Source organism: Providencia sp. (assembly GCF_040396775.1).
Taxonomy (GTDB): domain Bacteria; phylum Pseudomonadota; class Gammaproteobacteria; order Enterobacterales; family Enterobacteriaceae; genus Providencia.
The window spans coordinates 146,397-166,569 of record NZ_JBEBNT010000005.1 but is presented as its reverse complement, the minus strand read 5'-3'; the positions used below and the strand labels follow the sequence as shown (position 1 = coordinate 166,569).

General features: G+C 39.2%; 19 protein-coding genes, 1 tRNA gene and 1 other RNA gene. 14 read left to right on the top strand and 7 right to left on the bottom strand.

Features of this window, described 5'->3' with window-relative positions; genetic code table 11:
- Positions 1-55 precede the first annotated feature (55 nt).
- Positions 56-751, bottom strand: coding sequence for a 7-cyano-7-deazaguanine synthase QueC (gene queC / locus ABWP91_RS08500; RefSeq protein WP_353242909.1), 696 nt, complete (start codon positions 749-751; stop codon positions 56-58).
- 276 nt (positions 752-1,027) lie between these two features.
- Between queC and ABWP91_RS08495 the strand changes: the two genes are divergently transcribed.
- The 5 genes from ABWP91_RS08495 (at position 1,028) to amtB (ending at position 6,892) form a co-directional block, all read left to right on the top strand.
- Positions 1,028-1,489 (top strand): Lrp/AsnC family transcriptional regulator, encoded by a 462-nt coding sequence (locus ABWP91_RS08495; protein WP_353242908.1) that lies wholly within the window; start codon positions 1,028-1,030, stop codon positions 1,487-1,489.
- 74 nt (positions 1,490-1,563) lie between these two features.
- Positions 1,564-3,309 (top strand): SmdA family multidrug ABC transporter permease/ATP-binding protein, encoded by a 1,746-nt coding sequence (locus ABWP91_RS08490; RefSeq protein WP_353242907.1) that lies wholly within the window; start codon positions 1,564-1,566, stop codon positions 3,307-3,309.
- Positions 3,306-5,090 (top strand): SmdB family multidrug efflux ABC transporter permease/ATP-binding protein, encoded by a 1,785-nt coding sequence (locus ABWP91_RS08485; protein ID WP_353242906.1) that lies wholly within the window; start codon positions 3,306-3,308, stop codon positions 5,088-5,090. Before ABWP91_RS08490 ends, ABWP91_RS08485 begins: the two co-directional genes overlap by 4 nt.
- A 172-nt stretch (positions 5,091-5,262) precedes the next feature.
- On the top strand, positions 5,263-5,601 hold the full coding sequence (locus ABWP91_RS08480; RefSeq protein WP_353242905.1) for a P-II family nitrogen regulator: 339 nt from the start codon (positions 5,263-5,265) through the stop codon (positions 5,599-5,601).
- The gene (gene amtB, locus ABWP91_RS08475) at positions 5,588-6,892 is read left to right on the top strand and encodes an ammonium transporter AmtB (protein ID WP_353242904.1); all 1,305 of its coding nucleotides are present in this window, start codon (positions 5,588-5,590) and stop codon (positions 6,890-6,892) included. The genes ABWP91_RS08480 and amtB overlap by 14 nt, the downstream gene beginning before the upstream one ends.
- 136 nt (positions 6,893-7,028) lie before the next feature.
- Here amtB and tesB read toward each other — a convergent pair whose 3' ends face one another.
- On the bottom strand, positions 7,029-7,895 hold the full coding sequence (tesB, locus tag ABWP91_RS08470; protein ID WP_353242903.1) for an acyl-CoA thioesterase II: 867 nt from the start codon (positions 7,893-7,895) through the stop codon (positions 7,029-7,031).
- Positions 7,896-8,132: 237 nt separating this feature from the next.
- Between tesB and ABWP91_RS08465 the strand changes: the two genes are divergently transcribed.
- Complete coding sequence (locus ABWP91_RS08465) at positions 8,133-8,591, top strand: YbaY family lipoprotein (RefSeq protein WP_353242902.1); 459 nt, start codon at positions 8,133-8,135, stop codon at positions 8,589-8,591.
- Positions 8,592-8,744: 153 nt separating this feature from the next.
- Positions 8,745-8,841, top strand: an RNA gene (ffs, locus tag ABWP91_RS08460) — signal recognition particle sRNA small type.
- A gap of 354 nt (positions 8,842-9,195) precedes the next feature.
- Here ffs and hha read toward each other — a convergent pair.
- The 4 genes from hha to gloB all read right to left on the bottom strand — a co-directional run bounded on the left by hha (position 9,196) and on the right by gloB (position 12,582).
- Positions 9,196-9,399 (bottom strand): hemolysin expression-modulating protein Hha, encoded by a 204-nt coding sequence (gene hha / locus ABWP91_RS08455; protein ID WP_004905417.1) that lies wholly within the window; start codon positions 9,397-9,399, stop codon positions 9,196-9,198.
- A gap of 72 nt (positions 9,400-9,471) precedes the next feature.
- A complete protein-coding gene (gene tomB, locus ABWP91_RS08450; RefSeq protein WP_219245770.1) occupies positions 9,472-9,840 on the bottom strand; it encodes an Hha toxicity modulator TomB in 369 nt (122 codons plus the stop codon).
- Between the two features lie 532 nt (positions 9,841-10,372).
- On the bottom strand, positions 10,373-11,746 hold the full coding sequence (mltD, locus tag ABWP91_RS08445) for a murein transglycosylase D (RefSeq protein ID WP_353242901.1): 1,374 nt from the start codon (positions 11,744-11,746) through the stop codon (positions 10,373-10,375).
- An 80-nt stretch (positions 11,747-11,826) separates the two neighbouring features.
- Positions 11,827-12,582 carry a hydroxyacylglutathione hydrolase gene (gene gloB / locus ABWP91_RS08440; protein ID WP_353242900.1) on the bottom strand — a complete coding sequence of 252 codons (756 nt, stop codon included), beginning with the start codon at positions 12,580-12,582 and terminating at the stop codon, positions 11,827-11,829.
- 34 nt (positions 12,583-12,616) lie between these two features.
- Here gloB and ABWP91_RS08435 point away from each other — a divergent pair, with 34 nt between their 5' ends.
- Positions 12,617-13,348, top strand: a complete 732-nt coding sequence (locus ABWP91_RS08435) for a class I SAM-dependent methyltransferase (RefSeq protein ID WP_353242899.1) — start codon at positions 12,617-12,619, stop codon at positions 13,346-13,348.
- Here ABWP91_RS08435 and rnhA read toward each other — a convergent pair.
- Positions 13,345-13,815: a ribonuclease HI gene (gene rnhA / locus ABWP91_RS08430; RefSeq protein ID WP_206084630.1), complete on the bottom strand. Its 471-nt coding sequence runs from the start codon at positions 13,813-13,815 to the stop codon at positions 13,345-13,347. The two genes, ABWP91_RS08435 and rnhA, sit on opposite strands and share 4 nt — an antisense overlap.
- 54 nt (positions 13,816-13,869) lie before the next feature.
- Between rnhA and dnaQ the strand changes: the two genes are divergently transcribed.
- The 6 genes from dnaQ to ABWP91_RS08400 all read left to right on the top strand — a co-directional run bounded on the left by dnaQ (position 13,870) and on the right by ABWP91_RS08400 (position 20,166).
- Entirely contained in the window at positions 13,870-14,631 is a 762-nt protein-coding gene (gene dnaQ / locus ABWP91_RS08425) for a DNA polymerase III subunit epsilon (protein ID WP_353242898.1), read from the top strand.
- A 159-nt stretch (positions 14,632-14,790) separates the two neighbouring features.
- Positions 14,791-14,867: transfer RNA gene (locus ABWP91_RS08420), tRNA-Asp, on the top strand.
- 956 nt (positions 14,868-15,823) lie between these two features.
- The gene (locus ABWP91_RS08415) at positions 15,824-16,147 is read left to right on the top strand and encodes a helix-turn-helix domain-containing protein (RefSeq protein WP_353242897.1); all 324 of its coding nucleotides are present in this window, start codon (positions 15,824-15,826) and stop codon (positions 16,145-16,147) included.
- 120 nt (positions 16,148-16,267) lie between these two features.
- Entirely contained in the window at positions 16,268-16,873 is a 606-nt protein-coding gene (ecpA, locus tag ABWP91_RS08410; RefSeq protein WP_353242896.1) for a common pilus major fimbrillin subunit EcpA, read from the top strand.
- 91 nt (positions 16,874-16,964) lie between these two features.
- Positions 16,965-17,648: an EcpB family pilus assembly chaperone gene (locus tag ABWP91_RS08405; protein ID WP_353242895.1), complete on the top strand. Its 684-nt coding sequence runs from the start codon at positions 16,965-16,967 to the stop codon at positions 17,646-17,648.
- A 19-nt stretch (positions 17,649-17,667) separates the two neighbouring features.
- Positions 17,668-20,166: a TcfC E-set like domain-containing protein gene (locus tag ABWP91_RS08400; protein WP_353242894.1), complete on the top strand. Its 2,499-nt coding sequence runs from the start codon at positions 17,668-17,670 to the stop codon at positions 20,164-20,166.
- Positions 20,167-20,173: the final 7 nt, after the last annotated feature.

Below are 20,173 nucleotides of genomic sequence, written 5' to 3'. Positions count from 1 at the left end.
TGAAGTGAAGCCTACTTAATATTGTTTATTAAGTAGGCTGATGGGATGGTGATATTTATTTGGTTTGTAGCTGCCTTAATGAATTCATAACAGCTTCTTTTTGGCTTAAGTATTCATTTAAACCATTGCTTCTTAAATGGCAGGCTGCACATTCACCGCAACCATCCCCTTGGATACCATTATAACAAGTCAGCGTCTGTTCTCTGATGGTATTTAGGTGACCATAACTGTCAGCTAGCGCCCATGTTTGGGCTTTATTTAACCACATAAGGGGCGTTTCAAAGCGAATATCTTTTGCTAAACCAAGACTGACAGCGTGGTTAAGTGCTTTAACAAACTCATCTCGGCAATCTGGGTAACCTGAAAAATCGGTTTCACATACGCCAGTGATCACCGCCTCTGCTTGGACCTGATAAGCATAGATTGCCGCTAGGGTCAGAAATAAGATATTGCGCCCAGGTACAAAGGTACTTGGTAAGCCACTTGCCTCACTTTCTTCAAAACCAGGAACAGGGATGTTGTCTCGCGTCAAACTGCTAACCGCTAACTCATTGAGTAATGTGACATCTAAAACTTTATGAGCTGCTACACCTAATGATGCACTAAGTTTCTGTGCAACTTCAATCTCTTGACGATGTCGTTGCCCATAATCGAAGGTGACACAATGCACCTCATCATAATTTTCTAAGGCTTGGATCAGACAAGTTGTTGAGTCTTGTCCGCCACTAAAGACGACAACGGCGCGTTTCATAGTCACTCCTTGGTGATAATTCATGTCATTCAAGAAAACGAGATTTCAGTTTTCTATGTTAGCGAGGTGATAACACAATTAACAGACTTATTTTTACAGGTTTAATCCATTTAGTGTGTTATTTATTCTATTATTCTTTAATTTGTATAAAATTATTCTATAATAAAGCGAATTGGTGACATTATTATTGTTTTTAACTGATGGTGTTTTGCATAATAAGGTTTCCAATACTAAAAACATAACAAAAGCATTCACAGCTAAGCCAAGAGAGCAATTATGCTAGATAAAATAGACAAAAAGTTACTTTGTTTATTGCAAAATGACAGTAGCTTATCCCTCAATACGCTCGCCGAAGCGGTTAATTTAACCTCTACGCCCTGTTGGAAGCGCCTAAAACGCCTTGAGGATGACGGGTATATCCGCGGACGAGTCACGCTGCTTGATGGCGAAAAGCTTGGTTTAGGCCTGACAGTTATCGTAACGATAAAAACACAGCACCATAATAGTGAATGGTATGAGCAATTTGTGTCATTTGTTAGTCAGATGCCAGAGGTACTGATGTTTTACCGTATGGCGGGGGAGTATGATTACCTGATGCAAGTTGAGGTACATGATATGAAATCCTATGACCTTTTCTATAAAAAACTGGTTAATGGCGTGCATGGCTTAATTGATGTGACTTCAAGTTTTGCGATGGAAAAAATTAAATACACAACTGTTTTACCGATCCCTGATTAGATTGTCAGTAGAAAAGGCGATATAAGGCAGCTTAAAGCGTATAAACTAATTAACATTATTCAAGGCAGTAATACGTGCGATTATTTTCACAACTCAAATGGTATTTTTTAAGTGAATGGCGGCGCTATCTTGGCGCTGTTTGCTTTTTGATTGTCATTGCTATCTTGCAGCTCATTCCGCCTCGCATCGTTGGGGTAGTGGTTGATGGGGTTAGCAAAGAAACCATGCAGAGAAGCCAGTTGGTCAACTATGTCCTGCTAATGTTGTTCATTGCATTAATTGTCTATGGCTTGCGATATGTTTGGCGGCTTTGGCTATTTGGTGCCTCTTATAAATTAGCCGTTCAATTACGCCAGAAGTTCTATCGTCAATTAAGCCTGCAAAACCAAGCGTTTTACCTGAAATACCGTACAGGGGATTTGATCGCACGCACGACAAATGATGTTGACCGTGTCGTATTTGCAGCGGGTGAAGGGGTATTAACGTTAGTTGATTCGCTGGTTATGGGATGCGCTGTCTTAATTATGATGAGTGTTGAAATAAGTTGGCAACTGACCTTACTGGCGTTGATCCCAATGCCAATTATGGCAGTCGTCATCAAACGCTACGGGGACCAGCTTCACCATCGGTTTAAGCATGCCCAAGGTGCATTTTCATCATTAAATAACCATGCACAAGAAAGCTTAACCAGCATTCGTATGATCAAAGCTTTTGGCCTTGAAGACCATCAATCTAACCAGTTTGAGCAAGTGGCAACCGAAGCTGGCCGCCGTAATATGCATGTCGCAAAAATTGATGCGCGTTTTGACCCAACCATATTTATGGCAATAGGTATGGCGAATCTACTTGCCATAGCGGGTGGCAGCTGGATGGTTTTAGAAGGAACGCTAACATTAGGTGAGTTAACCAGCTTCATTATGTATTTAGGGTTAATGATTTGGCCGATGTTAGCATTGGCTTGGATGTTTAATATTGTTGAGCGGGGTAGTGCCGCTTATAGCCGAATTTTAAGTTTATTAAATGAGCCTCTGGTGATTAACGACGGCTCACATTCATTGCAACCCGAAAAAGGTGAATTGAGTGTGAATATTACCGCTTTTAGCTACCCAGAAACAGCTCGAACCTCATTGCACAACGTACAATTCAATTTAAAACCAGGGCAGTTTTTAGGAATCTGTGGGCCGACTGGTTCAGGGAAATCCACGTTATTAACATTATTACAGCGCCAATTTGATGTGACGGAAGGACGTATTTGCTATCAAGGTTTGCCGTTACCTGAAATCAAATTAGATGAATGGCGTGCAAGGTTATCGATTGTGAACCAATCTCCTTTCTTGTTTTCAGATACTGTGGCAGGAAACATAGCTCTTGGCAGGCCAGGTGCCACGCAAATTGAAATTGAAGAAGCGGCACGAATTGCCTGTGTGCATGATGATATCTTACGTTTGCCAGAAGGTTACGACACACAAGTGGGTGAGCGGGGCGTGATGCTTTCAGGCGGGCAAAAACAACGTATTTCCATTGCGCGGGCGATTTTGCAAAATGCCGAAATACTGGTATTGGATGATTCCCTTTCCGCAGTAGATGGGCAGACAGAATTTACTATTTTGCAGAATTTAAGCCGCTGGCGACAAGGACGAACACTCATTATTAGTGCGCATCGTTTATCTGCCTTAGTGGAAGCTGACAACATTTTAGTGCTATCCCAAGGAACAATTACGGCTCAAGGTGAGCATGAGTCCCTCATAGGTCAGTCGGGCTGGTATAAAGATATGTACCATTATCAACAGATTGAAGCGGCTTTGGATGGTGAACTATGAGCCAGAAAAAACCACTTTGGCCTGCGCTGAAACGGCTTCTTTCTTATGGAAAGGCTTATCGTAGCACGATGGGGATCGCCATCGGCATGTTATGGCTAGCGGCAATCGCGGAGGTCAGTGGGCCCCTGCTCGTTAGCTATTTTATTGATAATATGGTCGCTAAAAAAGAAATCATCATGCCATTGACCTTATACATGGCTGTTGGCTTCATATTGCTACAAGTAATTGCTGCACTACTTCATTATTATCAAATTATTTTATTTAATAAGGCAGCTGTTGGTGTGGTGCAAAACTTGCGAACTGACGTGATGAATGCAGCGCTTAGGCAGCCATTAAGTGCATTTGATAAACAACCAGTTGGGCAGCTAATTTCTCGCGTCACCAATGATACTGAGGTGATCAAAGACCTATTTGTTATGGTTGTTCCCACCGTATTTCGTAGCTTAGCACTGATTTGTGCCATGTTAGTGGCAATGTTTTCCCTTGAATGGCGAATGGCATCTGTTGCCGTCATGATTTTCCCTGCGGTACTTGTTGTGATGATTGCTTATCAGCGCTTAAGTACACCGATTATTCGACGAGTTCGTTCATATCTTGCGGATATTAATAACGGATTTAACGAAGTGATTAACGGCATGACGGTAATCCAACAATTTTTGCAGCAAGCTCGGTTTGGCGCAAAAATGCAGGATGTGAGCCAAAATCACTACCTAGCAAGAATGAAAGCCTTAAAGTTGGATGGCTTGTTGTTACGTCCATTACTGAGTTTGTTTTCTGCCTCTATTTTGTGTGGATTGCTATTTCTATTTGGGGTTGAAGGGACTACAACCATTGGTGTCGGGGTGTTATACGCCTTTATCAATTATTTAGGTCGATTAAATGAGCCACTGATTGAATTAACCTCACAGCAATCAATGTTGCAGCAGGCGGTGGTTTCTGGCGAGCGTGTTTTTGAATTAATGGATAGCCCACAGCAAGGGTACGGCGAAAGTATTGCACCATTACAAGGCGGCTCAATCACCATTAATCACGTTTCTTTTGCCTACCGTGACGACAAATTAGTCGTGAAGGATATTAACCTGCATGTGCCGAATAACCATTTTATTGCGTTGGTTGGTCATACGGGTAGCGGTAAAAGCACGATTGCTAACTTGATTATGGGGTATTACCCGTGGCAAGAAGGTGAAATATTGCTTGATGGCCGTGATTTGCATACGTTATCGCACCAAGCGTTACGTAATGGAATTGCGATGGTTCAACAAGACCCTGTCGTATTAGCATCTTCATTTTTTGATAATGTGGCGTTAGGGCGTGATGTCAGCCAAGACAAAGTATGGGAAGTGCTGGAAACTGTGCAGCTTGCGGGCTTAGTTCGTCAGCTTCCTGATGGCTTAGATACGGTACTTGGTGAGCAAGGTAATACATTATCGGTTGGGCAGCGACAGTTATTGGCAATGGCGAGGGTATTAGTGGTGACGCCTAAAATCCTCATTTTAGACGAAGCCACCGCTAATATCGATTCAGGTACAGAGCAAGCGATTCAAAAGGCGCTGCGTGTTATTCGTGAAAATACAACATTAGTGGTCATTGCACACCGTTTATCAACCATCGTTGATGCTGACGAAGTGATTGTGCTACATCGCGGTGCAATTGTTGAGAAAGGCACTCACTCGCATCTTTTACAACAAAAAGGGCGTTATTACCAAATGTACCAGTTGCAACAGGTTGGTGAGTCCTTAAATGCCCGTTGTGATGCTGAGGTTGAGGCAGTTCCTAGCTAATTATTCTGCACTATTATAATGCACACCTGAAAACCACTCTTTTGAGTGGTTTTTTATTTTGTGGTTTCTAATTGAATTTAAACGATAAATATTTTTTGGCATGGGTTTTGCTCTTAAGTTAGTGCAGCTCATCGAGAGTGAGTCGTTACTAGCATGACTTATAGGAGTAAAAATGAAATATATCATCGTAATCATTAAACCATTTAAGTTAGATGAAGTGCGTGAAGCGCTATCTGAAATTGGCATTCAAGGAATGACCATAACAGAAGTACGTGGGTTTGGTAGGCAAAAGGGGCATGCAGAACTGTACAGGGGGGCAGAGTATACTGTCGATTTTTTACCTAAAGTGAGAATGGAGATTGCTGTTCCTGATGAGCTAGTCGAGCTAGTGATTGAAACGGTAGAGAAAAAAGCGCATACCGGCCAAGTTGGTGATGGGAAAATATTTATTTTGCCATTAGAGCAAGCCGTACGAATTCGTACTGGCGAAAAACAAGATGAAGCACTTTAGGAGAACGACGATGCGTAAATGGTTTCAATACACATTAGTAGCAGTGGGTGGTTTTCCAATGAGCGTTTTGGCTTCGCAAGGGGGACTAGATAAAGCAGACAATGCTTTTATGATGATAGCGACGGCCTTGGTGATCTTCATGATTGTCCCAGGGATTGCGTTGTTTTATGGCGGGTTATTAAGAAGTAAAAACGTCCTTTCACTCATGGCGCAGACGACTGTGATTTTAGCGTTAGTTTCTGTTATTTGGATTATTTATGGATACAGTTTAGCGTTCAGTGAAGGGAATGCCTTTTTTGGGGGATTTAGCCTAGTTATGTTAAACGGTATTACGGTGGAAAGCTTATCTGCCACGATCCCGCAGTTTGTCCATGTGGCATTTCAAGGCGCATTTGCCTGTTTAACCGTGGCGTTGGTGGTCGGTGCTTTAGGTGAGCGGATCAAATTTTCAGCCGTTTTAATTTTTACTGTTATTTGGACTACTTTTGCTTATTTGCCCATGGCGCACATGGTGTGGGGCGGCGGTATTCTTTCGCAAGACGGTGCATTGGATTTTGCGGGAGGAACTGTGGTACATATTAATGCGGCAGTTGCGGGTTTAGTTGGCGCTTACTTACTTGGTCATCGTACAGGCTTAGGGAAAGAGGCGATTAAACCCCATAACTTACCGATGGTATTTATGGGAACATCCATTTTGTTTATTGGTTGGTTTGGCTTCAATGCAGGGTCTGCGGGAAGCGCAGATGGTATTGCGGCTTTAGCTTTTGTGAACACCGTTGCTGCGGCGTCTGGCGCGATTTTATCATGGACATTAGCAGAGTGGATTTTTAGAGAAAAGCCTTCCTTATTAGGCGCTTGCTCAGGTTGTTTAGCAGGTCTTGTCGGTGTGACGCCTGCGGCAGGAACCGTTGGCGTAGGCGGTGCATTGATCATTGGGTTGCTTTCAGGGATTGCAGGTTTATGGGGCGTGGTAATACTGAAACGTAAGCTGAAAGTTGATGATGTTTGTGACGTTTTTGGCGTTCATGGTGTCTGTGGTATTTTAGGCTGTTTGCTGACGGGGGTGTTCACTTCAAGTGCATTAGGTGGAAGTGGTTTCGCGGAAGGTATCACAATGCTAAAACAAGTTGGCATCCAAGCATTTAGCATCTTAGTCTGTGTTGTATGGACCGCTGTTGTTGCGTTTATTGCCTTTATGGTTGCAGCTAAGACATCAGGGCTAAGAATTGGTGTTGAAAAGGAAAGAGAAGGTTTGGACATTACTTCCCACGGTGAAAGTGCTTATAACTAAGGCCATCACGTTTTTCTACTTATGAATTCAGGATAAAGCTGTGTTCTATTCAAATTGATAATGGCAGTATGCATGACGCTGCCATTACCTTTTTAGCCGAATAAGTGAGTAATCACTTACGTCTCAAGAATGTTGCCTAGCGTGGTTGTCTCTGGCGTATAACACCTTCTTGCACGGCAGTTGCAACAAGGTCACCTTGAGGATTATAGATTTGCCCTTTCACAAAACCCCTTCCACCTGATGCTGACGGGCTTTCGACGGCATAAAGTAACCAATCATCAATTTTAAAAGGGCGATGAAACCACATTGAGTGATCAATGGTGGCAACTTGTAAGTCTCTTTCCATAAAACCACGACCATGGGGCTGTAAAGCCGCAGGTAAGAAATTATAGTCAGAAGCATAGCCTAATAAATAATGGTGTAGTGACGGTATATTCGGTAATTGCCCTTTCGCTTTAAACCAGATATAGCGGAAGGGTTCTTGAGGTGGAGCATCGAATGGACTATAGAATTCCACGGGTCTAAATTCGAAAGGGTTAGGCCTCAATGCATATTTTTTGACAGCTTCGGGTAATTTATTGGCCAACGCTTGCACAATATCATCTTGAGAAATTAATTGAGACGGTGGTGGAACGTCAGGCATTAAATTTTGATGCGAGTAGCCTTCTTCTTGGGTCTGAAATGACGCAGTCATAAAAAAAATAGGTTTGCCATTTTGGATGGCACTGATACGTCGCGCACTAAAACTCCCACCATCACGTAAAATCTCCACGTCGTACACTATAGGGCGAGAGCTATCACCAGGACGCAAAAAATAACTGTGAAAAGAGTTAATAAAGCGATCTTCAGGGAGTGTTTGTTCGGCTGCATACATAGCTTGCCCAACTACTTGGCCACCAAAAACTTGTGGCAAACCAAGGTCTTCGCTTTGCCCTCTGAAAATGCCTTCTTCTATTTTTTCTAGCTCGATGAGGCTAATTAAGTTCTGTAATTCTGGGCTCATAATTACCTTAATACAGTTAAAAATAATGAGATACCAGTATTTTCCCATTATTTTACCAAAATAGGTAGGTAGATTGTGTATGGTAAATTTACACTTACTTATGGTTACAATTTGAAATATTATTTTATTATTTGATTCAAATTAGTTATACTTTTTTCAATTCCCATATCAAAAAAAGACTCTCTAATTTCAATTTTTTAAAATGTTTTAAAAAACATTGTCTTATAGGTAATAACTATGATGTTTTTACGCTACTTTATCAGCTTACTATTTGTTTTTTCTTTAATCGGCTGTGAAGGGAATAGCACAAAGCCAAGTGAAAAAATGTTGAATAGTAAAGCGAGCCATAACAACCAAACTGTTGATTCAGGAAAAATCGAAGGGCGTGTTGTGATTGTGCAGAGTTCTGTTATCCCCTCGGGGGCGATTGTGACCGTCACATTAGCAGATACTTCTATTGCGGATTTACCCGCGCTCATTTTGTCTCAAAAATATTACGACTCGCTGAATAATCGCCCGACGATACCTTTTGAGTTAACGTATCATAAGAATGAAGTAAGGCCAGAAGGTAAATTGACTGTGAATGCAACGGTTAATGTCGATGGTAAGCTACTCTATATCACAGATTCTGTGGTTGAAGTGATTAATAACGGCGTAACCAAAAATGTTGAATTATTAATGGTGCCTGCAAATTAGCACTATTTTAACGACAACCTAATGTTTTGACTATTTAGGGGATACATTGCCTGATTTGTGTAATAAATCAGCACTTAGCCGCAGCATTCTTGCTATTTAAGCGACTATCGAGCATAATGCCCTTGCTTCGAGAGAAGCATTCAATGGGGGCTCTGTTGGTTCTCCCGCAACGCTAACTTGTTAACTTGGTCAGGTCCGGAAGGAAGCAGCCATAGCAGGGGTCGTGTGTGCCGGGATGTCGCTGGCAGGGCTCCCACCCAAAATTCCTTTCTTGATTCATCCTTTAATATTATTTAAAAGCATTAAATCCATTACTGATAACGTAATAATTTACGTCTAACTTATTTAACATTTAAATTTAGATAAATGTTAAATTGGATTTTATTTTTTTAAATAATGCCTAATATATAAATAGCAAAAAGTTAAAAAAACGCATTAATTGTTAAAGTGGGACGAGGTTTAAGCTTAAGGTAAGAAATAAACGGTAAAAGAGGGTATTAGCATTAAAATAATGCCAATAATTGTGCTTGAGTGATAATGAGTTCAGCCGATAAATGTGGTTACCGGCTATAACCATTTACTATCTGTGCGTGTTTATAAAATATTATCTAACAAATTTCCAAACAGAAGCAGGGATTTTATCGTAGAGCTTATTCATTGTTAGTTCAGCGAGACGGTGGTCTGCTGCTGAGTAAAACAGTTCCAGCTCATCATCAGATAATTCATACTTATTTTTTTCAATCACTCGCTCAAGTGTTTCAATTGTTGTGCATTTTCTTAAACGCATCAGATAATCAGATTTGGTCATAACGCCCTTTCTTTTATGAGAAATAACTCGGTAATATACAATGTGATAGTTAGACTAAAGATAAATAAAGTCTTAAGTTTTGCTGGTTAGACATTTTAGATCGTCATCCAGCACAGCGACAAGATTTTGATTCATCGTTTCCCAATCAATAATTTCACTCAATGTGATGATTGGGCTTCCAAATAAATCGTAAGTCTCATCGAGATACTCTTCGATTAATGAGATAACAAGATTTTCTTTTGGATATTTGATTTTAAATCGCCAAACGAATGCGGCGATATGCTCTATGAGCTCATTAAGCGCTGCACTCTGCTCAGAGCTTAAGTCATTAATCCAATGTGTATTTGTTTGTTGTAAACTTAAAATAGCGTCTCGATTCAGACTATTACATAAGTATTTAAGTTCTGCTATATCATGTCTTTTGGGTGAGTATTCATCCATAATCACCTCCGCAGGCGAATCTGACTTTTGCTATGTATCTTTTTATATCAATAAAACAGCCATAATAACGAATTAAAAGCACTTGTGTTCAATATGAAAACATAGGTTGTTAATATATTGAATAATATAAAATTATTATAAAAACATTGAATGCCTGAAAGTTTATACTATTAACATAAGTGATATTCAAATACAGACTAGCAGTAAGAACCGCTTTAGGTTAGATATAATAATATCATTATTATCACATAAGTCACCCTCTATTAACTACTTTTTTCTACTTTCGTGGGAGGCTGTGAGGGAGCTTTTACGGTATGTTCTGACTAAACACAATTTTATAGTATATTTAAATCGTTTAAGTGCTCAGTGTATTTTAATGCAATCAGAGATAAAAATTCATACAAAGCACGGAACAAAAAGTATTACTCCATTTAGGGTATTTAAATAATTTTATTTAACTAATGAGATAAGATATTTAAATATTTAAAAACCTTCACGATAGGAAGTAAAGGTTTTTAAATTAGGTTGCAACTTAGAGATAGAGATTTAAGGTAACTCCAGGTTTCAGATCTGCCATTTTCACACCAGAGTTCCAAGTCATTAAATCATTAAGCTTGATACCATGGCGTTTTGCAATGCTGTAATAAGAATCACCTTTGCGAACTTTGTATACTGTGCTTTTACGGATATTAGCGGCTGGGGTTACACCTGTAACTTTGAGGGTTTGGCCGGGTTTAATCACGCTGGCTGTTTTTAGGCCATTTAGCTGTTGAATGTTTTTTGCTGTCGTATTGAATTTTTTAGCAATACTGGCAATAGATTCACCTTTACGAACTTTATATGTGGTGATCTTGGCGCGATTTTGGCGAGCCGTTGAAATGGCTGTTGGTTGCGCTATTGCTTTAGTTTGTTGGTTTTGCACTGCTGCAAGGCGGATCGTTTCTAGCACCTCTTGGTCTGTCAATGAGGTTTTGAATTGCTCCGCTTTTGCGGTGGGTAACATAATATAGTGTGGCCCTGTGGGGGATGTAATTCCACGGGTGTAACCTGAATTATAGGTTTTGACAGACTCAACCGTTAACCCTGCCAGCTCTGCTGCTTGGGATAAAGTAATTTGCTGGCCAACATCCACTTGTGTTAGTGCTCTGTTTTTATTGCTTGTCGGTAAATTTACTTGGTACTGCTCTGGATTTTTTAACACCTTACTCAGCGCTAAAATTTTAGGCACATACTGCTTGGTTTCTTTCGGTAATGATAATGACCAAAAATCAGTTGGTAGGCCTGCTGCTTCGTTCTTTTTAATCGCGTTTTGTACGCAGCCTTCACCGCAATTATATGCCGCTAAGGTGAGTTCCCAATCATGACCGAACATTACATTTAGGTTCTCAAGTAAATCAAATGCTGCATTAGTGGATGAAAGAACATCTCGGCGTTCGTCAACCCACTGTGTTTGTTTTAACCCATATGAACGGGCTGTAATTGGCACAATTTGCCACAAACCCGCCGCTTGTGCAGGAGAGGTCGCTTTTGGATTAAAAGAACTTTCAATAATTGGAATTAAGGCTAACTCCATGGGGAGGTTACGTTCATTAATTTCGTCTACGATGAGGTACATATAAGGCTCAGCCCTTAATGCCACATCGTAGACAAAACTTTGTTTATTCATATAACTGTTGGCCATTTCCCTAATTTGTGGGTTATCAGGGATATCCATTTTTAATTCATCACTAATATAGCCCCATAAATCATAATCAACTTTAGATTGTTGTCGGCTAGCCGCTTGGTTATGTGAAGCAATGGTTTCAATTGTATGATTTACTGTGGGTTTATTCTGCTTAACTTTTTTTGGGGCAGTTTGGCATCCAGCCAGCAGAACAATGGCGATAAGCGTCGCGATTATCTTCATTTTTTCTATTGTTCTTCATTTTAATGTTTAAAAGTCGAACAATAATACTTATCCCACCCCGAGATGACAATCAATAAACTTCAATATTGGTCTTTTAATTGACGTAACAGGGTAAAAACGGCCCTTAAAGGCGGATTTTGCATATTAATTTGCAATTTTCTCTGTAATTGTTGATTATCGCATTGAAGAAAAATATTTATTTTTTTCTCTATTTTCAATGTAGTAGGAACTGTAGGTTGATTTTTGTCACGCATTTGCGTTATTTTTTGTAAATATTGTGTAATTGCTTCATTTTCAGGCCAAATGTGATGAGCAAATTTTAAGTTTGATAAGGTATATTCGTGGGCACAGCAAACGAGGGTGTCATCGGGTAGCACAGCAATTTTTTGAATAGATTGATACATTTGTTCAGGCGTACCTTCAAAAATGCGGCCACAACCTGCCGAAAATAAAGTATCACCACAGAATAAATAAGGTGCTTGATAGAAACCAATATGGTTAGTCGTATGCCCAGATAAAGAGATTACACGGAAGTTGAATTGATTGATGACAACATTGCCGCCTTCTTCAACTAATTCAGTTGCGCCTTTATCGGCGGTTTCTTTTGAGCCAAATACAGGTAACGTTGTAAATTTGCTTAAAATTTCTTCCACACCACCGGTATGATCATTATGGTGGTGAGTAAGTAAGATAGCCACAGGGGTTAAATGCTTCTGGGTGATTATTTCGAGCACAGGCTCTGCCTCAGCAGGATCAACGATGATACACTGCTTTTGGTTATCCGCTAAAACCCAAATATAGTTATCATTTAAAGCGGGGACTCGGATTAACTCCATAATGACCTCAAAAACTGTTTAATAGGGGGATTTCATGAAACCTGCGCGTATTGATAAAAAAATTCAAATGCCCGTTAGTTGGTCTGATATTCCTTTTGGCGAACAATATCGGCAAGCACTGGAAAACCAGCTTCGCCCTTGGTGGCCGAAAATGTTTGGTTTTCATCTCCTTAAGTTAGGGCATTTAAGCACTGAAATCCATACCGAAGAATGTTTAATCTCCCATCAGTTTAATGTGGGGGAGAATGATCCCCGCTTTAACCTTATTGCGCAACCCGATGCCTTACCCTTTACTGCAAAGTCGATTGATGCCTGTTTAGTATCACATTGTTTAGCTTATAGCCACGATCCGCATTGGTTATTGAGAGAGGTTGATCGGGTATTAATGGATGATGGATGGTTAGTTATTTCGGGGTTTAATCCATTTAGCCTTGCAGGGTTAGCGAAGTTGGTTCCTGTTTTACGTAAAAAACAGCCTTATTGTAGCCGTTTCTTTCCGTCGGTTAGGGTATTTGATTGGCTGAGCTTATTAAATTATGAGGTTCTATATCATCGGAATTGCCATGTCATTCCTTGGATGAGCCCGCAGCGGCGGGTCAATAAAAATTGTGGTGGAATTGGTGTGCTGAGTGTCATCGTGGCGCGAAAACGGACCTACCCGCTCACGCCAACACCGCTAAAATTTAAACAGCCAAAAGTAAAAATTGGGACGGCACTAGGCGCGGCAAAGGAGTTAAGTAAGCGCACTGAAAAGGTGTGCGATTAGTCTTTGGCGGGTTGGTAACCTGTATCTTCTTTGGTTGGAGACGAAGCGGCTTCACGTGCAAGCTCATCACATTTCTCATTTTCAGGATGACCTGCATGGCCTTTAACCCAGCGCCAATCAATGGTATGAGGCTGGATTGCCTCATCGAGACGCTTCCATAAATCGACATTAACCACAGGGGATTTGTCTGCTTTTCGCCATTGCTTGCGTTTCCAGCCATGGATCCACTGAGTAATACCTTGGCGAACATATTGGCTATCGGTTGTTAAGATGATGTCGCACGGTCTTTTAAGGGATTCAAGCGCGACAATAGCGGCAAGCAGTTCCATGCGATTATTGGTCGTCATAAAATAGCCATCGCTAAGTGTTTTTTCATGTTGTTGATAACGAAGGACAACACCGTATCCTCCAGGACCAGGGTTACCTAAACAGGAACCGTCCGTGAAAATTTCTACCTGCTTTGTCATTTCTGGTACACTCTATATTATTCATTCACCTCTAGTTTGACACAAAATACCATTATGAGCACGGCGATAACCCGACAAATTGTCCTCGATACTGAAACCACAGGTATGAACAAGCTTGGTGTTCATTATGAAGGCCATAACATTATTGAAATTGGTGCAGTTGAAGTGATTAATCGGCGCTTAACTGGCCGTAATTTTCATGTGTATATCAAACCTAACCGTTTAGTCGACCCCGAAGCATTTGAAGTGCATGGGATCAGTGATGAATTTTTACAGGATAAACCTGTATTTGCAGACATTGCCGATGAGTTCCTTGAATTTATTCGTGGCGCAGAGCTCGTTATTCATAACGCTCCCTTCGATATTGGCTTTATGGACTATGAATTTCGTAAGCTCAATAAAGGTATTCCACCAACCGCTGATTTTTGTACTATCACTGATAGCTTAGTGTTAGCGCGCAAGTTGTTTCCAGGTAAACGAAATAACTTGGATGCTTTATGTGACCGATATTTAATTGATAACTCTAAACGTATGCTGCATGGCGCGTTACTCGATGCTGAAATCTTGTCGGATGTGTATCTTGCGATGACGGGTGGGCAAACATCGTTATCATTTTCGATGGATGCCGAATCAGCAAATAATGAGCAAGCGTATGAAATTCAGCGTATTGAGCGCCCATCAAGTGGTTTAAAGGTGTTGTATGCTTCCGACGAAGAACTTATTGCCCATGAAGCCCGCCTTGATATTGTTGATAAGAAAGGTGGGAAACCTTGCCTGTGGCGGCAGTCAGATGAAGAAGAAGAAAACTTGCATTAAGTGTGGTTGATTTGAAATAAATAAGCTTAATAAAGAAAGCATTAGTTATTACATCACTTTAAGGCTAAAAACTGTTCAACTGCACGATTTTTCAAGAAAAAGTATTGACTGCATAATGAAGTCTTCGTAATATGCATGCGTTCCCAACAGGGAACATTCGGAGCGGTAGTTCAGTTGGTTAGAATACCTGCCTGTCACGCAGGGGGTCGCGGGTTCGAGTCCCGTCCGTTCCGCCAAATATTGAAGCCCTGAGCAATTTGCTCGGGGCTTTTTTTATGGCTTTTATTTGTGCTAGTCACTCAGTTTCATCACCGATACCTGTCTCCTGGATACATTTTATTTCACTGATTCATATCGTAATGAATAGGCGGTATACGCATAAAATGCGTTTATTGTTTTTGTATATGACGATTTTACAACGCATACTGCTAGTAAGGCGCCTATTTTTGATTTCGAACAGTAACTCATTTTATTTCATTATTAATATAATAGCGGGAATTAGATGTTTTTTTATGCGCTATTGTGACGATCAAAAATGCATTTTTTTTTATATCATTGATGAACTATTTCATTTGGAAATGTTATTTTAGCCATTGTTGGTATTTTTATAATGCTTTGAAAAGTTGAAAAGCAAAGAGTACAATTTCTCTTCCCCAAGGATAAGCTTGGTGTACTCGATCTTAACACTAGATATCGAATATTATTCAGGTGAAAAACCTTAATACTCGTATTTGGTGTTAAATTCCTGCCCAAATAATACACTTCATGCCAATTTGTAACAAAATGAAAATACCTATTAAATTAGGTGTCCATAATATATATTTCAAAAAATAAGTAATTATAGCTATAACTTATTTTTCGTATATTAAAAACATTATTTTAACATTTAAAATTAATCTATTAATCACATAGTTACTTCTTAATTCAATACTCTGATTACGTGTTTTTTATCATTTTTGGCCGGGTAAATGTTGCGAGAAAAATATTTAGATAGAATTTGGCTATGGATTAATCCATTTTTAATAGCTTTAAACATTTTTACACGATTTTGTATCCATTTATATTATTAAGAACAAATTAGTTACGAATAATTAAGTTTTGAATTATTTAGCTAGTAACATAAATATATTAATAATCGTTTTTATCGAGTTATTCGTTTTATTTCACCGTTGGGAAAGTTTTGGAAATGCTTATGGAATCAAATAAGTTAAGTTATTATGCTGGTTTTTTCTTGAGAAAGTCCAGACGAGAAAAAAATCTAACCGGCAAGCAGTTAGCAAAGTTAATGCACGTAAGTCAGCAACAGATTTCTCGTTATGAAACAGGAAAAACGCCATTAACACTTGATCAATTACACCAACTATTAACTTTTCTCGATAAAAGTTGGGTGGATCTCATTCTCTTTGTTCAAAATGAAAAAGAGAATGAGAATAAGTTAAAAAATGAAATGGATAAAAAAGAAAACTATACATTAAGTCGGTATTTAATGGATTTCGTTTCTAGCAAAGAACAATAACTATATTAAATAAACTTTAAAGGTGGTCAGATTATATTTTATAAAAAACACAGTTAAGTGTTTTTTATACTATGTAATTTTCTATTTGTTATATTTTTAATATTAATTAGAGAGAACAATATGTTTAATAAAAAAATGGCATCTGTATTATTATCTGGGGTTATTGCTGCTTCTTTTGCTACCGTTGCAAACGCGGATACGCGTACTGCTCAAGCGACAGCTACGTGGCAAGCGACTGCAATTAAAGATACGACAAGTATGTTAGTTGTTACCCCTCTGAAAAGCTTAACCTTTAATTATGCGGAAGGTCAAAAAAGCTTTAACCAACAAAATGGCGCATTTGATGTTGCTATTCAAGGCCAATCAGGTGCAACTGATTTTAAATTAACGTCAAAAATCATTGCAAACACGTTAGCAAGAACCACTGATGATTCGACATTAGAAGTGGGTGTTAAATGGAATGGTACTGACTTAGATACCACTGCTGACACAACACTAATTGATGTTGCGCAAGGTATTACTTCAGGTTTAGATAACTTAGCCGCAGAAGGTATTTGGGATGGTTCAGACCGTTCAACTGACCGTGGTGAGTTCACTTTCGTTATTGCTAATGCTAAAGCCGCAGGCGCAACCGCTGAATTTAAAGATTTAGCTGATGGTGTTTGGGATGGTGACGTGAAAGTTCAGTTTACTGCAAACTGGGAAGGCACTTTCGTTACTCCATAAACTGCTCCATGAGTTAAATAATAAATCTTATATTACGATAAAGAGAATATAAGGATGTTGATCTTTATCGTTTTCTATTTGAGTTTTTATAATGAATAAAATTACATTTGCAGTCATTTTATTATCAATGCTACCACTAAAAAATAGTTTGGCTGTTAATGTTGGTAATATTACGGAAATTATTTCTTCAGGTGAAGAAACCTTAGCAAAAGAAATTGAAAATACTGTTGATGCAGCAAGATTAGTTAATTTAAGTATTGAAAAAATTGATTCTCCACTTGAAGGTGGGAAGGTTATTCCTATTAACGATCCTAACGAAATACTGTCAACACCAGCGAATATTATACTGCCAGGTAAATCAAAGGATATTTTTAAAATTATCTATCAAGGCCCAAAAGACGAGCAGGAACGTTATTATCGGTTAAACTGGACAGATGATCCAATTAGTGAAAGTGGAATGACGAAAAGTACTAAATCAGCTTCTGCAACAACATCAGCAACAATAAGTACGATTTTAGTTATTGCACCAAGGATTGAAAATTTCAAATATAACTATGAAAAAAATAAAGTGGCTAATTTAGGAAATAGTTCTTTTCGCGTTGTCGCATCAGGTCCTTGTTTAACTGAAAAGTTAAAATATGGCGCAGAAGGTGTTTGTCGTGAGCGTTATTATCTCCTACCTAATTTAGCGGTTAACCTTCAGTTGGTTGATATAAACAATAAAAAAACAAGTATTGGTATTTGGCACAAAGGGGAGTTTATTGTTGTCAAATAATTAGGATTGGGTCTTAATTATGCGTAAAAGTGTTATCGCTTTATCAATAATGAGCTTTATTTTTTCAAGCACTCTTTCTGCTAAAGATATTAAACGAGTTAAAATTGGTGGGTATATTATTCCTCCAGCTTTTGTCTTGGCTTTAGAAGAAGGAATGTCTGTTCCTGTATTTTTGCGTTTAAAATCAGATGATAAAAAAAACCAGAGTGAAGGTAAAATTGCAGATGCCATCATAATAATAGAACAGGGAAAGATTAAACTTGCCAATATTCATTTTATCGATGCAAATAAAGGCCCAAGAATACAGCCCTTGCTGATTGAAAATTTAGAGCAGAAAAAAGATGCTTTCTTTAATGAGCTTAATAACATCAATATTGATAAAAATGCCGTACTGCAATTGAATATTGCGTCGTTTAATTTATCTCTGGATGTTGATAAAGAGGCCATTGCGCCAAATGAAAAAATTAGGCAGTTTTCATTGGGTGATTCTTCTGTTGATGCGTTTTCGACGGTTGCGAACTATGATTTAGGGGTTTTTGAAAGTCAGGTAAAAAAAGGGAAAAACTCATCAAGTAGCTATTTTAACTTAGATACATTATTTGCGATTGCTGAGCACCATATAAACATAAACGCATCGGCATACAGTATTGGGAAATCGAATTCTGATATTGAGCTTTACCGTGCGATGTATGAGCGTGACTTTGCTGGCCTACGCTTTGCCATTGGGTTAATGAGTACGTGGAACTTACAGTCTATAGCGAGTTTAACCACTTTAAATCGCAGTAAAATATATGCGGCATCTATTGGTAATAATGCTTCAAGTGTTGTCGTTAACAAAAAATACTCCCTGACTCCGATTTATGTTTTTTTAAATAGTCCGGGTGAAGTGCGTATTTACCGTGATGAAAAATTACTCAATATCCAAAACTTTCCAATGGGGAGTTATGAGGTGGATACCAGTATTTTGCCCTTTGGTATTTATGACGTCACGATTGAAACCGTTGTTGATGGCAATATTGTGACTTCGCAGCGACAAACAATTAATAAGTCATTTAGTTCAGGTGGTGCTGATTTTGACAAGCTTAACTGGGAAGTTTATGGCGGATATATCGACTTTGATAAAAAACGTTATGTCAGAGGGAAACAAGCTGACCGTCAACCACTAGAAAAAAGTTATTTGTTGGGAGCGTCTGTTGCAAAAAGCTTCCCTGTGTTGTCTGGGTTAAATGTTCAAATGTCGAACTACAGTTATGACAATTTTTTAATTAATGAAAGCAGTATTAATCTTTCATTAAATCAATATATTTCTATTTCTTGGCAAGGCATGGTTGAGAACCATGGCAGCTTTAGGAATATTGCTACAGTATCTACCAGCGTACCAGATGGCTATGGTTCTATTTGGGCTTCAAAAGAAAAAGCCATCATCAAAGGTGACCTGCCAGTTTATGATTCAAATAGCTATTCTTATGGTGCAACGTTGAACCTTGATAAGGTGGTTGACCGCGCTGGATCATTTACCATTAGCAGCACAACAGATAAACGTATTGGTAGTGACTCAATTAACTATGAGTATTCAAATACCTTATTTTCAGGCCGCTATGGCACAGTTGGTTTAAGAACGGGCGTTCAACGTTACCACTATGATGACCAAAAAAGTATCAATGAAAAATTTATTAGCCTTGATTTTTCATTGCCGTTATCGACTTGGTTGAGTACCGGCCTATCGTCAAGTAATGGCAATATGAAAGCCAATATTTACGCGAATAAACGCTTTGAAGATTCGGTGATTACCGATATTGGTGGATCTGTTTCTAAATTGGTCCGCGATAAAAATAATGGGGAATCTGATTTCTCAACGATGGGTTATGCCTCCTATGAGACAAAATACAACTCAGGGATGCTGACGGTTAATCGCCCTGATAACCAAAGGTTAAATGGTAACTTTACGTCTCGCGGTTCGTTAGCTTATAGCGATGGCACTATTATGCCAAGCGGGCAACAAGGGAAGTCGGGCGTCATCATTAATTCGGATATTTATGGGGCAGGGAGTATGACTGCACGTGTTAATGGGCAAAGTTACCCGATTAGCGGAACAAATACGTTTATCCCTTTATCGCCTTATTCAGATTACGACATCCAATTAATGAATGATGCGAAGTCTAAAGACAGTTTTGACATTGTGTCTGGGCGAAATAAGTCAGTCACTTTATACCCTGGGAATATTGCTATATATAAACCCGAAGTTAGGCAGTTAGTGACGGTATTTGGCCGTTTAAAATCGCCTAATGGTGAATTTATTAAATATGCGTCTATTCGCAATCATATTGGTCGAACCAAAACAGACCACAATGGTGAATTTTCAATGGATGTGGATGTGCGTTATCCGGTTATTTCATTGTTACAAGAAGATGAGCAAACCATTTGCGAAGCTGATTTAAATTTAGAGGGTGCTCGCGGCGCATTGTGGCTGGGTGATGTGACTTGTGACCCGCAGCGCACAGTCGCATTGAGGCAATGAGAATTTT

Bases quoted from the DNA above. Each gene is read 5' to 3' on its own strand.
- queC (WP_353242909.1), bottom strand. From the start codon at position 751: ATGAAACGCGCCGTTGTCGTCTTTAGTGGCGGACAAGACTCAACAACT.
- ABWP91_RS08495 (WP_353242908.1), top strand. From the start codon at position 1,028: ATGCTAGATAAAATAGACAAAAAGTTACTTTGTTTATTGCAAAATGAC.
- ABWP91_RS08485 (WP_353242906.1), top strand. From the start codon at position 3,306: ATGAGCCAGAAAAAACCACTTTGGCCTGCGCTGAAACGGCTTCTTTCT.
- ABWP91_RS08480 (WP_353242905.1), top strand. From the start codon at position 5,263: ATGAAATATATCATCGTAATCATTAAACCATTTAAGTTAGATGAAGTG.
- amtB (WP_353242904.1), top strand. From the start codon at position 5,588: ATGAAGCACTTTAGGAGAACGACGATGCGTAAATGGTTTCAATACACA.
- tesB (WP_353242903.1), bottom strand. From the start codon at position 7,895: ATGAGCCCAGAATTACAGAACTTAATTAGCCTCATCGAGCTAGAAAAA.
- ABWP91_RS08465 (WP_353242902.1), top strand. From the start codon at position 8,133: ATGATGTTTTTACGCTACTTTATCAGCTTACTATTTGTTTTTTCTTTA.
- hha (WP_004905417.1), bottom strand. From the start codon at position 9,399: ATGACCAAATCTGATTATCTGATGCGTTTAAGAAAATGCACAACAATT.
- tomB (WP_219245770.1), bottom strand. From the start codon at position 9,840: ATGGATGAATACTCACCCAAAAGACATGATATAGCAGAACTTAAATAC.
- mltD (WP_353242901.1), bottom strand. From the start codon at position 11,746: ATGAAGATAATCGCGACGCTTATCGCCATTGTTCTGCTGGCTGGATGC.
- gloB (WP_353242900.1), bottom strand. From the start codon at position 12,582: ATGGAGTTAATCCGAGTCCCCGCTTTAAATGATAACTATATTTGGGTT.
- ABWP91_RS08435 (WP_353242899.1), top strand. From the start codon at position 12,617: ATGAAACCTGCGCGTATTGATAAAAAAATTCAAATGCCCGTTAGTTGG.
- rnhA (WP_206084630.1), bottom strand. From the start codon at position 13,815: ATGACAAAGCAGGTAGAAATTTTCACGGACGGTTCCTGTTTAGGTAAC.
- dnaQ (WP_353242898.1), top strand. From the start codon at position 13,870: ATGAGCACGGCGATAACCCGACAAATTGTCCTCGATACTGAAACCACA.
- ABWP91_RS08415 (WP_353242897.1), top strand. From the start codon at position 15,824: ATGGAATCAAATAAGTTAAGTTATTATGCTGGTTTTTTCTTGAGAAAG.
- ecpA (WP_353242896.1), top strand. From the start codon at position 16,268: ATGTTTAATAAAAAAATGGCATCTGTATTATTATCTGGGGTTATTGCT.
- ABWP91_RS08405 (WP_353242895.1), top strand. From the start codon at position 16,965: ATGAATAAAATTACATTTGCAGTCATTTTATTATCAATGCTACCACTA.
- ABWP91_RS08400 (WP_353242894.1), top strand. From the start codon at position 17,668: ATGCGTAAAAGTGTTATCGCTTTATCAATAATGAGCTTTATTTTTTCA.